Here is a 13,376-nt window from a genome sequence, read left to right as displayed (position 1 = left end):
CTTAGCTTTCCATTGATTAAACTCCCTCATTACCGTTCGTCATATAGGTATTGAATAAATCCTTTTCAAGCGCCTGTTTTAATTCTAGCGTTTCAGGTCCAATATTGCTAACAAATCGATTTAGAATTCTACCATCTCGTGAAATAAGGAACTTCTCAAAATTCCATTTGACCTCATTCTGTTCAGGACTTTGCTTGGTCAGGAATTTATAGAGAGGATGTTTATCTTTACCCACAATATGAATCTTCTGAAAAAAATCAAACTTTACGCCATATTTAGATAGACAAAAACTTATAATCTCGTCCATTGTTCCTGGCTCTTGTTCGCCAAAATCATTACAAGGAAAGGCCAAAACTGCAAAGCCCATTCCTTTATACTGCTCATACAATTTTTGCAAACCAACATATTGATGTGCATATCCACAATTAGAAGCCACATTAACTAACAGTAAGGTCTTACCTGAATACTGTTCTAACGTAGTTTCTTCACCATCAGCTTTGGTAATTGCAATATCGTATATTCGTTCCATAATTCTCCCCCTCTAACGGAATTGTCGAATATTATATCTATTATCATAGCATATTAATTCTTAGATTTCAGTTAATTTCGACAAATACCGTTATTTGTTCACCCAACCTCCTTTCATGGATTTTAAAAATGGGATCGCAGATTAGTGGTCTATCGAACTCGTGCAATTACACGTGCAAGAGAAGAATCGGCTTTGATGTGAAGAGGTAGAGCTATAATTTCAAATGATTTAACATTCAGTAGAAGTTCGACATTGGTTAGATTTTCTGTAATCAGAATTTGGTTCTCGAATAAACACTTATGGATCTCAAATGGATATTTATCGGGTGAAGGTGTATCTAGCCCAATCATTTTGACTTGTTTTCTGACTAGCAATTCTGCGAATGCTTTCGTTAATACCGGATAATCCGTAAAATATTCAGGCTGACCAAATAACTTACTGTGACCAGAATATAAGATCACGATTTGCCGCTCTTTGATTAATTGCTCGTACTCTTCCTTGTAATCAATGATGGTTTCTTTAGATACATCTAACAAACATCCTTCACCTATAAATGTCTCAAGCGCAAATTCATTCAGATACGTGTTAGTGTCTAGCAGATGCATAGGACCATCGATATGTGTACCAGCATGCATATTGATAGACAATTGATGATTGTTATAATAATCCGTGCTAATATGCTTCGATTGGATCAATGCAGTTTCGGAATCCCCTGGATATACTGGCAAGCCGTTCTGAATGATGTGAGTTAGATCAATAATCAATCGATGAACCCTCCCTATGTTACTCCACTAAATGTCGATTCTCATAAACTTTTATCTGTCCTACTGCTTCAAATCCGGCTTTGGTATAAATTCCAATCCCATCTAATGAGGCTAGAAGCACACAAGTTTCGGTAGGTTGTTTCTTAGCTTCTTTCAATAAATAATGAAACATCGCAGTCCCAAAGCCTAGTCCTCTTGCTTCCTCTCTTGTTGCAATATCATAAATACCCATACTTTCTTGAGTTAAAACTAATGAACCCGTAGAGACAACTGTATCTTGATATGTACCTATATATAGTTTGTAATTCGAATCTTTCCAAAGAGGCAACGACGAGATTAGCTCATAATACAATTGAACCGATCGGGCTTCTTGTGATTCACCGAACAAAGAAGACAGTACATCTCCAAATAGCCTAATATCAGAAGAAGTACTGACTTCTCTTATAGTGAATCCTTCAGGCAGATCAGTTATCGGCTTTATCGTGTTTAAATTGGTCCTCATTGCCATATTGATTTCAGCCTCAACTAAACCAATTCCTTCTAACAAATGAACGATTCCGCTATTCACTTCCTCCCCTTCATCCCAAAACCATAGACCCATAGGGAACTTCTTCGCATTATAATCTTGGATTTCCTTCACTAACTCCTTATGCGATACATGTGAAGCTTGCAGCAGTGTAATGTTATTAAAGGTATCTGATGGTAAACCACAGTCGGTTTTCACATAATCAGGTGTTTCTATTGCGGTCATACCTTTTATACGATTTGTAATATATATATTCTTATATTTAAAATTATCCATGATTAGTTTTTGATTATCATGATGAGTATGCATCTCTATAAGGACCCCTTTGTTCTTAACCAATAAATTGAATGACGAGCTGATTAAACTTGTCACGCTCTTCCCAGAATGCTCCATGACCACTGTATTGGAATGGGACAAGCTGAGAATTTCTAATTTTCTTATTTAATTCTTGCGCTTGTGAGAATGGTATTACTTTGTCATGAATGCCGTGAATGATTAAAGTAGGGACAGCTATTTTATCAAGATCTTGGTATAATGTCTCATCTCTTAGTAAGACTATTACTGCCGCAGTCGACCAGCTTGCTGCCTGCATCCCCATTTGAAAGAACCAGTCCGAGAAGGGAGCGGTTATATATTGGAAAAAAAAGTCATCCGTTATTCCACTCATCATCTTGGCACGATCATTCGATGTTTCAGTCAGGAGTTGATTGGCAGTAGCTGCTGTAAACCCAGTGGGAGCGGCAGCATCAATAAGGATAAGCTTAGATACTCCGAAGCCTTTGTGCCGAGACATATAACGAATCGCTATCGATCCTCCAGTGGAGTGTCCTGCGAGTGTAAAATTGTCTAACTGCAGTGCAGCGACTACAGCTCTAATATCATCTGCAAGTCTGTCATAATTGTACCCATCGAACGGTTTATCAGAATTACCGAACCCCCTCCAGTCAATGCCTATACACCTAAATCCCATTTTGGGAAGAACATTAAACTGATATTCAAACTGCTTATGGCTTAATGGCCAACCATGGATAAATAGGATTGTCTTATTCCCTTTAGGATTAATATCCTCAACATATATTCTAACACCAGGTTCAACAATGACATAATATCCCACATTAATTCCTCCTGTTTTATCTATCGATACACTTCATTTAAGTAACTTTTGTAATGTAGCAGGATCTGCTGCTCGAGCTACCTTCTGAGCAATCACTTTATAGCCTTCTGCATTCGGATGCACGAGATCATCAGACAACAATTCAGATTCACGATGCAAAAAACCATTATAAACATTCACATAAATGACTCCTGATCTCTTCAAGGCCATTGTGTATCGATTAAAACGGCGAATCCATTTATCAGCAATCGGAATCTTAACTAATGGATTATATAATCCAACGAATAAAATCAAATAATCCTGAGGTTGTTTGGCTTTAATCTCATGAATTGTTGAAACAATCTGCCGAGAATGAACGACAAAATGGCGCAAAGCAGTTGTTAAATGATGAAATTGCCCTTCCATAAAAAAAGGAATAGCAGCCTGTATTAAATCATTTCCTCCAGCAGTGATGGTGATCAGCTTCGCATGTTCCACGCTATGACGAATAGATTGATCCACTCTTAACTTATTAAGTAATTCACCCGTTGTTGCACCTTCTGTTCCTGATTTGATAAGCGTAATTCTCTTTTCTAGACACTGTTCAAGATAGCAATGATAAATAGGAACGAAGCCTTTACCTGCTGGTGCACCAGTACCTGCTGTCAATGAATCTCCAAAAGCAAAATATACAGCTTCCCTGCTCATGAGATCCTCTCCCTAAATTTATTTATTATTACACATATATTCATCTGACTAGTTGTTCGATTCGGTGGTAGTTACAAAAAGAATCCGTTACAATAGACTTATAACGAAATCAAATCATTTAAGCGAAGGAGTTACCAAGTTATGAAACAAACTATTCTCCAAACAATAGATACCCATGCCGAACGATTCAAAGACATCTCAAGATTTATCGGTGAGAACCCTGAACTTGGACATGAAGAATTTCTTGCTTTTGAACGATTAACAAATGAACTTGAATATCATGGCTTCAAGGTGGAACGAGCTGTGCTCGATATTCCGACTGCATTCCTCGCTACATATAAGTCTGCTAAGCCAGGACCGACGATTGCTTTTCTTGCCGAATTTGATGCACTGCCTGAGCTTGGTCATGCCTGCGGTCACCATTTAATTTGTATGATGAGCATAGGCGCAGCTGTTGGTCTGAAATCCGTCATAGATGAAATAGGTGGTACCATTCGAGTATATGGAACACCTGCCGAAGAAACCAAGGGGGCTAAAGTCCCTATGGCAGCTGCAGGGCTGTTCAATGATGTTGATGCTGCACTTATGGCTCACCCCTACTACACTTACGAGCAGTCTGGTGAATCTCTCGCGATGGACGCTATTCAGATTGAATATTTCGGTAAACCTGCGCATGCCGCGGCTAGTCCATACGAAGGGGTTAACGCGTTAGATGCCGTTCTACAGCTCTTTAATTCAATTAATGCATTAAGACAACAGCTTAAAAGCGATACACGTATCCATGGTATTATTACAGAAGGCGGCAAAGCTGCGAATATCATCCCAGATTATGCTGTCGCACAATTCTATGTCCGTTCCGCGTCTCGCATGTATACAGATGAAACAGTACGTAAGGTACTTTTATGTGCAGAAGGAGCAGCTCTTCAGACCGGCTGTACACTTAAGACAAGTAACTATGAATATTCGTACGATGAATTGCTGACTAATCGAGCATTATCCGATACTTTTAACCGTAATCTGTTTGCAGCAGGTATCAAAGAAGATGAGATCGAAGTGGGCAAAGATCATGGTTCGCTCGATCTTGGCAATGTTTCCATTCACTGCCCGACGATCCATCCATTTATGAAAGTAATTGATGCTAGACATCAGCTCCATACAAACGAGTTCCGTGATTTGGCTATGTTAGACCGTGCACTCGATGCGATGGTGTTCTCCGCTAAGATGCTTGCATCAACCGCATACGATGTCATTACTGAGCCAGGTTTACTTGATACCATCAAGTCCGAATTTATATTGAAGAGCAAAGCTAACTAGGCAGTAAGCTAATATAATCATTCTCGTGTCCCAAAAAAAGCGTCGTTACCAAGAGTGAGTCCCCTTTAGTAACGACGCTTTTATATTAGCCTATTGCGTGAAATACAAAATTCAATAGGAATAGTACTGCAATTACAAACAACGGAATGCCTACTTGCTTCCATTTGCCTGTAGCTACTTTTAATATCGGATACGCAATGAAACCAAATGCAATACCGTCTACAATGCTAGATGTCAGCGGAATAGTAGCGATAACCAAAAAGGCAGGAAAACCTTCTGTGAAATCACTAAAAGGAATGCTCTTGACACTTTGAATCATGAGTCCGCCCACTAGAATGAGGACAGGCGCAATTGCAGTGTCTGGTATCATTTTAATAAATGGAATAAAAAACAGCGATATCAAGAATAAAAATCCTGTCGTTACTGCCGTAAGACCCGTTCTACCTCCAGCTGAGATTCCAGCTGTACTCTCAACAGCAGGAACACCAGGGCTACTACCCAAAAGTCCAGAAATAACGACGGATGCCGAACTTGCTTGTAACGAACGGTTAAACTTCTGCGGTTGTTTCAGCATATCTAACTGCCCGTGAATCAGCCCCATGTTCTCAAAAACGAGTACCAGTACAATTGAGAATGTCGCGATCCAAAATATAATGGAAGAAACACTACTAAATGACATTGCACCAATTACATCCAAGGAATCAATGAAGTGACTCGACGCAACCGAGTTTGACTTGTCAATTTGGCCGAATATTGCAGCTAAAAAGGTCCCAAACATAATTCCGATCAACAAATTACCTGGAACATTACGCACAAATAGAACTAGTGTTACTATCAGCGTTACGACAGTGAGAAGAACCTGGACATTACCGAAATCACCGATCGCGACTAAAGTCGTTGAACTTGCTACGACGATTCCGCCTTTTTGTAAACCGATAAAGGCAATAAACAGACCAATACCTGCTGTTATTGCTTCTTTTATCGAATTCGGTATCGCTTTCTGAATAAGTTGTGATAACGATGTAAACGCAATAATCATGAAGAGTATACCTGAAACGAACACCGCGGCCAAAGCTTCTTGCCAGCTAAGACCCATCCCTTGCACAATCGTATACGAAAAAAGGGCGTTCACTCCCATTCCCGGTACGATAAGGATTGGACTATTCGCCCAAAGACCCATGATTAAAGAGCCTACAAAAGCCGTTAAAGCAGTTGCTATAATTCCAGCTTCAAAAGGAACTCCAGCATCAGCAAGTATCGAAGCATTCACTACGACTATATATATAACCGTAATAAAAGCAACACATCCAGCAATAAATTCTTGTTTCACATTAGTATTATGTTCTTTTAATCCAAAAAACCGATTCATCATCTATCGCAAACCTTCTGTTTACAGCCCCTCACCCACCCTAACAGCGCTTATAGCCGTTATGACGCAATTATAACAGAATCATGTAAATTCTGCATCTAAATAAGGAAAATCAGAATATTCACATCTCTAGATTCATCCGAATAGAATCTGGCTATTTCTCTTGTCTAATAAATAGACCTACGCCAATTAATAATAGAATACCAGCTGCAAATTGAATCCAAGTTATTGTCTCTCCGAGCAGATAATAGGCTAGGATTGTTGCTCCGAGCGGTTCTCCGATTACACTCATGGATACAGTTGTAGCTTGCATATATTTAAGCAACCAATTAAACAGAAGATGACCGAATAACGTCGGTATAATGGCTAATAGAAGGAATAGTACCCATTCTGAAGGTCCATAATTCCATAGCGAATACCCTGCAATTAGATTATAGATTAATAGAACGATCCCACCGATCAAGAAGACCCACCAAGAATAGACGAAGGCTGATATGTGAGTACGTAAACCTTGCCCCAGAATCATATGTATAGCAACCGCGATCATACCTAGAAACGATAAGAAATCGCCTAACAAAGCATCCCCCGAAAAACGAAAATCTCCCCATCCAATCATCATAGCCCCTATGATCGCGATGAACATAGCAATAAGTGCGCCGCTACTTGTCTTATGACGGAACACTAGATAAGAACCAAGCATAACGACTACAGGTTCTAATGTGAGAATCGCTGTCGATGAGGCAACTGATGTATACCGCAAAGAAGCCATCCACAATAAAAAGTGCAGTCCAAGGCATATCCCCGACCACACTAATTTAATGTAGGATTTTGTCGTAATTCTCTTCATTTCAGGCCAATATTTAATTAAGAATGGGGACATTAACAGTACCGTAATGAGTAAGCGATGTGAAGCAACAATAGATGTTGGTGCTGCCGACCACTTAACCAATATAGCTGAGAATGAAATTGCAGCGATCCCAATGAACAATAGAACAGATACGGGATAGCGTATTGTTGTTGTTGTTAGTGTACGTTCCATCTACTAATCCAATACAGCAGCTATATGTTTAGCAGTGACTGACCAATGAGATGAATTCCATTCAGGGTATTTATTTTTGATGTAGATGATTTGAGGAGATGCGTGCTTCACGTTCAAATCCTCTGCAATTTGATTAGATACAGGTCTTGATTCAATTACCTTCACCAAATAATAGTTTACTTTCTCATTCGGCTTATTCTCCAAGTACTCCTCATACTCTTCTAAAGCCGAAGCAGATACTGGACATGTCGTACTATGCTTAAGCACAACAACGCCTGTATTTTGTGATTGTTCAAACACCTCTTGCCATTCTTCTACAGTATGTAGTTCTTTCCATGTTGCCATGTTCCTTACCCCTCTCCGTAATATCCTTGATATAACTTTTGTGTTATGGTCTTAGAAAAATTGCACCAGCGATCAAAGCACCTATGATTCCCCACACAACGCTTACCCCAGTATATTGCACAAGTATAAAATAGACAGCAGCTATAACAAATGGAATAAAAGCAATAACATCCCCGCTTGTTGGTCCAAACACATACTTAGCATAATCAAATGCAAGCATTGCAAACATGACAAAAATCACCGGTTGGATGCCTCTTATCATTCCTTTGATAACAGGGTTATTCTGTAGTTTATTCATAGCAAAAACTAGTGCAATCATGAGTAATGCAGTTGGCAATACGACGGCTCCAATCGCAACAGCTGCACCTAACCATCCTGCAACTTTATAACCAATATAAGCAGACAACTTAGTAGCAATTGGTCCCGGCATCGCATTGGCAAAAGCAAGAGCTTGCCCAAACTCGTCCTTGGTCAGCCATTGATACTGTTCAACAGCTTCATGCTGATACAGCGGAATAATGGAAGGACCTCCACCAAATCCAAGCATTGTCGAACGACCAAATCCAACGAATAATTCCCATAGCTTCATCAAAATGTACTTATCTCAACTTTCTTTTAGACTATCCTTATTAGAATACACCATCCGAGTTCTTTTCTACAATATGAGAATTTCTCTTAAGGGATAAGATTACCTACAAACGGCAAAACATACAAGTACAGCCAAGTATTTGGTATCATAATAGAACAAGGGAGGTGTTTTATGTGGATAAGAAGAACATCGAACAACAGCTTGCTGATACATTGAATGAAGAAGAGATAAAGAAGAATAATCTCGAGCTGGATGCAATCAGACAACTAAGTCCCAAGTATGAAATTCGACATATAGCTAAGCATGATCCGATTGTTGAAGAAACGAAAATCATCCGTTCAATTGCAAAAGAAGTGGATGACCGTTACGACGAATATATGTCAAGAGTGAATCCCAAGGACAAATAACCAACATCAGTACTTGAAAAATTGTAATGGTGCCGATAGATGACCGCTACGTGGACGGATTGTCCTTACGATCGCTGTTGCCCCCAGATTTCTTGATCGTATACCGCTTATAGCGGTAGAAATCCGGTGGCAAAGGCGAACGATTCACTTCTCCAGGACAATTCCGTCCCCTCCTCTACGTTCTGCATATGGTTCTGTCTTGAGCAAGCACTGATTATGATTCAGAGGCAGAATACTAACTTACAATCTTGTTTTTATCCTGCTCTTCTTCGAGTAGCTTACGTCTAAGGACTTTGCCGATCATAGACTTTGGCAGTGAGTCACGAAATTCATAAATCCGCGGTACTTTAAATGCAGCAAGGCGCTCTCTGCACCAGAGGTTAAGCTCCTCTTGATTTGTTGTTTGTCCTTCTTTAAACACGATATAGGCTTTGACGGTTTCACCCCGATATTCGTCAGGGACGCCAACTGCAACAGCTTCCTTGATCGCTGGATGTTCAAACAATACTTCTTCAATTTCCCTAGGGTATACGTTAAAACCACTTGCAATAATGAGATCCTTCTTTCGATCAACAATCGAGAAGAATCCATCTTCATCCATTTTGCCTAAATCCCCCGTATATAGCCACCCATCTCGTAATGCCTTATAGGTTTCTTGCGGTCTATTCCAATAGCCCACCATCACCTGTGGACCTCGAACAATGACTTCACCTATCTCTCCTAGTGGCACCTCAACACCAGTATCTGAATTTACAACTTTAGCCTCAGTATCAGGATATGGAATACCTACAGTTCCAATTTTGCGATGTCCCCAAACTAAATTAGCGTGAGTAACTGGAGAGGTTTCCGTCAAACCATAGCCTTCAATCAGTTTACCACCGGTTAGTGCCTCGAAGGTTTCTTGAACCTCTAGTGGAAGCGGGGCTGCACCTGATACACAAACTTTAATCGAAGATAAATCATACTCGCGAATTCGCGGATGATTAATTAAAGCAATATACATCGTCGGAGCCCCAGGAAAAATAGTTGCTTTCATGGATGAAATCGTTTTCAACACTGTCTCGACTTCAAACTTTGGCAATAGAATCAAGGAATCCCCACGTAGAATGGCCATATTCATAAGTAACGTCATTCCAAAAACATGAAAGAAAGGTAGGGTTGCCAAATATCGTTCCTTCCCTTTCTCCGTGTTATAACACCAACGCGAACTTTGGATTGTATTGCTGACTAAGTTGTAATGCGTCAACATTACTCCTTTGGAAACACCTGTTGTACCGCCTGTATATTGCAATAATGCCAATTCATTCTCAGCATCTACTTCTACACAAATCGGCTTACTCGAAGCGGATTGCAGTAGCGTTCTGAAGCTAAGGATTTGATCCGAGTAATTTACATTCAGATTATACCCATCTTTTTTGGCAACAACAGGATAAAGCACGCTTTTGGGAAAAGGTAAGTAATCCTTGATCGATCCCACAATGATATGTCTAAGATCCGTATTTGCTTTAACAGCAAGCACTTTGTGATGAAGAATATCAAGCGTAATCATAACGATAGCCCCAGAATCGGCCGTTTGTAACTGCAACTCTCTCTCTGTATACAGCGGATTCGTCTGCACAACAATGGCCCCGATCATCAAAGCCCCGTAATACGCAATTACAGAATGCGGACAATTCGGTAGCATGAGACCGACTCGATCTCCTTTGCGAATACCTAATCCATACAAGGCGTTAGCAAATCGATAGCTTTGTTCTAACAATTGTCCATAAGTAATTTTCTTGCCCATAAAATACATAGCGATCTGGTCAGGATTTAGTTTAGCCGATTTGACCAGAATTTCAGCGAGGTTATGTCTAGGGTAATCGATATGCGGAGTAATTTCTTCTGGATACCACTTGTGCCAAGTCATTTCCGTAGTCATGATTGTTCATCCCCTTCTCAATCAAGATCTTTACAGAATGTGTTTAACTCCAGTAGTCTATTTACTTTATGCATTCAGATACTCTCTATTTATTTCGCTGTTAATCCAAATAAACCTGTTATTTACAAAATTATGAAAATATTTATTAAAAAGAAATCGCCGGTTCTAGAATCCGGCGACATCGTTTATTGATTTGGGGTCTGTTTAAGGGTCTGACTGTCTAACCAAGCAATTAAATCCTGAGTAACTTCCCCACGATTAATTTCATTCAACATCTCGTGTCTCCCGCCAGAATACAGCTTATATTGAACATGTTTTAATCCAATTTTCCTATAAAGCTCTACTAAGTTCGGTATTCCTTTGCCCATATTACCAACAGGATCTCGATCCCCACCAAATATGTAAATCGGTAAATCTACAGGTATGATGTCCATATTCTCAGTCTTATGAATTTCTCTAAGAGATTGCAGAAAATCACGATAAAAACCTGCTGTAAAGCTGTGAATGATCATGGGGTCTGCTAAATAAGCATCAACTTCCACTTCATCATGGCTAATCCAGTCTGCTTTTGTCCGAATCGGTTTAAATTTACGATTATAGTCACCGAATGTTAGACGATAGAGCAGTTTACTGTAATAGCGATCACCGCGTTTGGAAGCTTGGCTACTTGCTATAAGATGACCGATGATAAGCTCGGGCCCTTGCTTTCCATTCGTTCCAGATAGGACGATACCGTCTACCTTCCCAGGAAACATGTACATGTATTTTTGCGTCATAAAGGAACCCATGGAATGACCCATCAAAAATAAAGGTAGTGAGGCTGGCATTTCTTCTCGAATGATATCCGTCACCATTGCTAGGTTACGTACCATCCAGTTAAATCCATCCGCACCGATGTACCCTTTATCTTCTTCAGAGGCTGTATGTCCATGCCCACGATGATCATTCGCATATACAACATATCCTGCTGTTGTTAAAGCTTCTGCAAGCCTTGTATAACGTGCCGCATATTCTCCCATACCATGAGCGATCTGTACGATCCCGCGATAATCTGATGGCTCCAAGTGATCTGGCGTCCAGCGCTGGACATGAATTTGAACTTTTTGAGGATCGGTTAGGGTAAATGTATCTGTTCTCAAGTTGTTCCTCCTTTCTTATGCTATATGTATTATACCGAAAGAAAATTATATGTTCCAACTACACCATTCATCATTCGATCCTTTTGCCTTCATCAACCAATCGCCTGTAACTTGCAGTAATTCACCGACAGCCGCTTGTGAGGAAAATGTGTGATCTGCTTGAAAAATGAGATGCGATTCGGATCGACACCGTCAATGCTTGTTACATAGTCCAGTATACTGCGTGTTTGGGTAATTAGCTCGTCCATTCCACTCATTCCATAATCGCCAGTACTCTCTCCACATCCACCGTAATCAAATCGAAGAACCATGAAGCCAAGCGCGCTCAAATGGCGCGCTGCTTTGACGAATAATCGATTTACCCCAACACGAGAGCCGATGAATCCGTGGCAGATAATGATAATCGGCCACGAACCATCACACATGAGTAGCTCTTTGTTAACTCCTTCATCAGGCTCATGAAATGTTGCGGCTAAATCTACTTGCGATGTATGAATAATCATTGATTGTTCCATTGTATGAACCCCTTTTGTATATGAATGCTCTCTTCTAAATTCTATCTAGTGTTTACGAGTTTCCAAGCGATATCGCCACTCTGCTCTTTCATGTTATTCTCAACAGCATAAGATTCCTGCTGATTAAATACATACAATCTATGAATCAGCACCTGAATGCGATCTCCTAACTTAGGCGTTTCTCGTTCTAGTGTTCGATATGCGACCAGGCTTAGCCCACATACCTCCACTTCGACCTGCCAGCTATGGCCACGAAAGGTTACATTGCGAACAATTCCACTTTCAGTAGCTGCTAGATGTGAAATTTCATGCTCATAGCCAATTTCAACGAACTCTGGTCTTACGATCGCTTGACCCTGATCACTTATACTGTCAAATCCTCGTAGGGATGATACATCCTGCAGAATACTCGTTTCACCAATAAATTCCGCAACAAATGGCGTCTCCGGGTATTTATAGATTACATATGGAGCACCCTTCTGTTCAATTTGACCCTTATTAATAATCATAATTTCATCAGCTACTTCAACAGCCTCATCTTGATCATGCGTGACGAATATCGTCGTAATGCCAAGTCGATCGATTGTTTCTTTCAGCCAGCCTCTTAGTTCCTTTCGTACCTTTGCATCAATTGCAGCGAATGGTTCGTCAAGTAACAGCAGCTGTGGTTCTGGTGCTAAAGCTCTAGCGAACGCAACCCGCTGCCTTTGACCACCTGATAACTGTAAGGGTAATCGATGATCTAGGCCTGTTAGCCCCGTTAAATCTAATAACTCATTCACCCGTTTATTTATTTGCTCCTTGGAACGCTTCTGAACCCGAAGTCCAAAGGCGATATTCTCCTTCACTGTCATATGCTTAAACAAGGCATAATTCTGAAAAACGAATCCAATATGTCGCTGCTGAGGCGTCAAATCATTTACCCGTATACCATCAAAAAATATTTCACCCTCATCTGGATGTTCAAGTCCAGCTAATATGCGGAGAATTGTTGTCTTACCACCACCACTTGGACCCAGAAATCCTATTAATTTTCCATTATTAATCTCAAAAGACACCTGATTAGCTGCTAAGTGGGTACCGAACTGCTTCGTAAGACCACGAACTTCGATATGCAT

The 13,376-nt window shown here is 40.3% G+C and carries 15 protein-coding genes; 2 read left to right on the top strand and 13 right to left on the bottom strand.

Annotation, left to right across the window (positions count from 1 at the left end; all coding sequences use genetic code 11):
- Window positions 1-16 precede the first annotated feature (16 nt).
- The 5 genes from AC1DOK_RS15310 to AC1DOK_RS15290 all read right to left on the bottom strand — a co-directional run bounded on the left by AC1DOK_RS15310 (window position 17) and on the right by AC1DOK_RS15290 (window position 3,620).
- Window positions 17-529: a glutathione peroxidase gene (locus tag AC1DOK_RS15310; RefSeq protein WP_477555168.1), complete on the bottom strand. Its 513-nt coding sequence runs from the start codon at window positions 527-529 to the stop codon at window positions 17-19.
- A 149-nt stretch (window positions 530-678) separates the two neighbouring features.
- Complete coding sequence (locus AC1DOK_RS15305) at window positions 679-1,293, bottom strand: cyclase family protein (RefSeq protein ID WP_477555167.1); 615 nt, start codon at window positions 1,291-1,293, stop codon at window positions 679-681.
- A gap of 19 nt (window positions 1,294-1,312) precedes the next feature.
- Window positions 1,313-2,095 carry a GNAT family N-acetyltransferase gene (locus AC1DOK_RS15300; protein WP_477555166.1) on the bottom strand — a complete coding sequence of 261 codons (783 nt, stop codon included), beginning with the start codon at window positions 2,093-2,095 and terminating at the stop codon, window positions 1,313-1,315.
- Between the two features lie 55 nt (window positions 2,096-2,150).
- Complete coding sequence (locus tag AC1DOK_RS15295; protein ID WP_477555165.1) at window positions 2,151-2,933, bottom strand: alpha/beta fold hydrolase; 783 nt, start codon at window positions 2,931-2,933, stop codon at window positions 2,151-2,153.
- A 33-nt stretch (window positions 2,934-2,966) separates the two neighbouring features.
- Window positions 2,967-3,620, bottom strand: coding sequence for a GDSL-type esterase/lipase family protein (locus AC1DOK_RS15290; protein WP_477555164.1), 654 nt, complete (start codon window positions 3,618-3,620; stop codon window positions 2,967-2,969).
- A 141-nt stretch (window positions 3,621-3,761) separates the two neighbouring features.
- On the opposite strand from AC1DOK_RS15290, the gene AC1DOK_RS15285 reads away from it, so the two are divergent.
- On the top strand, window positions 3,762-4,934 hold the full coding sequence (locus AC1DOK_RS15285; protein WP_477555163.1) for a M20 family metallopeptidase: 1,173 nt from the start codon (window positions 3,762-3,764) through the stop codon (window positions 4,932-4,934).
- An 85-nt stretch (window positions 4,935-5,019) separates the two neighbouring features.
- Here the strand turns inward: AC1DOK_RS15285 and AC1DOK_RS15280 are convergent, their stop codons facing one another.
- The 4 genes from AC1DOK_RS15280 to AC1DOK_RS15265 all read right to left on the bottom strand — a co-directional run bounded on the left by AC1DOK_RS15280 (window position 5,020) and on the right by AC1DOK_RS15265 (window position 8,276).
- Window positions 5,020-6,306 (bottom strand): NCS2 family permease, encoded by a 1,287-nt coding sequence (locus AC1DOK_RS15280; RefSeq protein WP_477555162.1) that lies wholly within the window; start codon window positions 6,304-6,306, stop codon window positions 5,020-5,022.
- Window positions 6,307-6,457: 151 nt separating this feature from the next.
- A complete protein-coding gene (locus tag AC1DOK_RS15275) occupies window positions 6,458-7,342 on the bottom strand; it encodes a DMT family transporter (RefSeq protein ID WP_477555161.1) in 885 nt (294 codons plus the stop codon).
- Window positions 7,343-7,345: 3 nt separating this feature from the next.
- Window positions 7,346-7,687, bottom strand: a complete 342-nt coding sequence (gene ytxJ / locus AC1DOK_RS15270; RefSeq protein WP_477555160.1) for a bacillithiol system redox-active protein YtxJ — start codon at window positions 7,685-7,687, stop codon at window positions 7,346-7,348.
- 43 nt (window positions 7,688-7,730) lie between these two features.
- Entirely contained in the window at window positions 7,731-8,276 is a 546-nt protein-coding gene (locus AC1DOK_RS15265) for a chromate transporter (protein ID WP_477555159.1), read from the bottom strand.
- Between the two features lie 173 nt (window positions 8,277-8,449).
- On the opposite strand from AC1DOK_RS15265, the gene AC1DOK_RS15260 reads away from it, so the two are divergent.
- Window positions 8,450-8,683: a hypothetical protein gene (locus AC1DOK_RS15260; protein WP_477555158.1), complete on the top strand. Its 234-nt coding sequence runs from the start codon at window positions 8,450-8,452 to the stop codon at window positions 8,681-8,683.
- A 235-nt stretch (window positions 8,684-8,918) separates the two neighbouring features.
- On the opposite strand, the gene AC1DOK_RS15255 is transcribed toward AC1DOK_RS15260, so the two are convergent.
- The 4 genes from AC1DOK_RS15255 to AC1DOK_RS15240 all read right to left on the bottom strand — a co-directional run bounded on the left by AC1DOK_RS15255 (window position 8,919) and on the right by AC1DOK_RS15240 (window position 13,376).
- A complete protein-coding gene (locus AC1DOK_RS15255) occupies window positions 8,919-10,604 on the bottom strand; it encodes an AMP-binding protein (protein WP_477555157.1) in 1,686 nt (561 codons plus the stop codon).
- A gap of 185 nt (window positions 10,605-10,789) precedes the next feature.
- On the bottom strand, window positions 10,790-11,743 hold the full coding sequence (locus AC1DOK_RS15250; RefSeq protein WP_477555156.1) for a lysophospholipase: 954 nt from the start codon (window positions 11,741-11,743) through the stop codon (window positions 10,790-10,792).
- 92 nt (window positions 11,744-11,835) lie between these two features.
- Window positions 11,836-12,258, bottom strand: a complete 423-nt coding sequence (locus AC1DOK_RS15245) for an alpha/beta hydrolase family protein (protein WP_477555155.1) — start codon at window positions 12,256-12,258, stop codon at window positions 11,836-11,838.
- 41 nt (window positions 12,259-12,299) lie between these two features.
- Window positions 12,300-13,376: a sulfate/molybdate ABC transporter ATP-binding protein gene (locus AC1DOK_RS15240; RefSeq protein ID WP_477555154.1), complete on the bottom strand. Its 1,077-nt coding sequence runs from the start codon at window positions 13,374-13,376 to the stop codon at window positions 12,300-12,302.

This window comes from Paenibacillus sp. P5_B5, from assembly GCF_056400365.1.
This window is presented reverse-complemented; position numbering and strand designations above follow the sequence as displayed.

Coding starts and splice junctions, on each gene's coding strand:
- ytxJ (WP_477555160.1), bottom strand. CDS start 7,687: ATGGCAACATGGAAAGAACTACATACTGTAGAAGAATGGCAAGAGGTG.
- AC1DOK_RS15280 (WP_477555162.1), bottom strand. CDS start 6,306: ATGATGAATCGGTTTTTTGGATTAAAAGAACATAATACTAATGTGAAA.
- AC1DOK_RS15275 (WP_477555161.1), bottom strand. CDS start 7,342: ATGGAACGTACACTAACAACAACAACAATACGCTATCCCGTATCTGTT.
- AC1DOK_RS15245 (WP_477555155.1), bottom strand. CDS start 12,258: ATGGAACAATCAATGATTATTCATACATCGCAAGTAGATTTAGCCGCA.
- AC1DOK_RS15265 (WP_477555159.1), bottom strand. CDS start 8,276: ATGAAGCTATGGGAATTATTCGTTGGATTTGGTCGTTCGACAATGCTT.
- AC1DOK_RS15240 (WP_477555154.1), bottom strand. CDS start 13,376: ATGCATATCGAAGTTCGTGGTCTTACGAAGCAGTTCGGTACCCACTTA.
- AC1DOK_RS15255 (WP_477555157.1), bottom strand. CDS start 10,604: ATGACTACGGAAATGACTTGGCACAAGTGGTATCCAGAAGAAATTACT.
- AC1DOK_RS15300 (WP_477555166.1), bottom strand. CDS start 2,095: ATGGATAATTTTAAATATAAGAATATATATATTACAAATCGTATAAAA.
- AC1DOK_RS15310 (WP_477555168.1), bottom strand. CDS start 529: ATGGAACGAATATACGATATTGCAATTACCAAAGCTGATGGTGAAGAA.
- AC1DOK_RS15285 (WP_477555163.1), top strand. CDS start 3,762: ATGAAACAAACTATTCTCCAAACAATAGATACCCATGCCGAACGATTC.
- AC1DOK_RS15290 (WP_477555164.1), bottom strand. CDS start 3,620: ATGAGCAGGGAAGCTGTATATTTTGCTTTTGGAGATTCATTGACAGCA.